Source organism: Vibrio sp. Y176 (genome assembly GCF_033438945.1).
Map to the genome: position 1 here is coordinate 1 of NZ_JAWOQS010001190.1, position 517 is coordinate 517.

Here is a 517-nt window from a genome sequence, read left to right on the forward strand (position 1 = left end):
CCGCTAAAGCTTTAGCGTATCTTTAGTTCCTCAGTGAGAAAATGAAAAGCCAGTCGATTATTTAGACTGGCTTTTTTATTTAGATTACTCAAGGAAACATCGTATTAATATCAACCACATACCAGCACAAAACCCCAAAAGGCACTGCCATTTAAGCCTTCCTTTCGTTAAATAATTTATCAAAATTTCATTCCTTAAGAATTTCTTAAGTTTCGCGTTTTATTTTGTTGATAACTACTCAAACAAAGGAAGCGCTCATGAAACACCATGCACAAACTTCTGCAGATGGCTTTACTTTAGACATCGTTTATCCAATGCATCCGCTTTGGAGCCAAGTTATCGAGCATGTTTCTCAGCGTTATCAAGAAGCATTCTTTGCCGAGCTAAAACAATTTATGCCGGCGTATTTAACCCTCATTGAAGGCGGCCAAATTATTTCCGTATGCGGCTTTCGCATCGCCGAAGATGAGCCCTTGTTCCTTGAACAGTATTTAGAAGACGACGCCCAAAAGCTGGT

1 protein-coding gene is annotated in these 517 nt (G+C 39.5%); it reads left to right on the top strand.

Features of this window, described 5'->3' with window-relative positions; translation table 11 throughout:
- Positions 1-257: 257 nt before the first annotated feature.
- Positions 258-517 (top strand): thermostable hemolysin (locus tag R7O13_RS30920; RefSeq protein ID WP_318305726.1); only part of this gene is annotated, 260 nt, incomplete at its 3' end.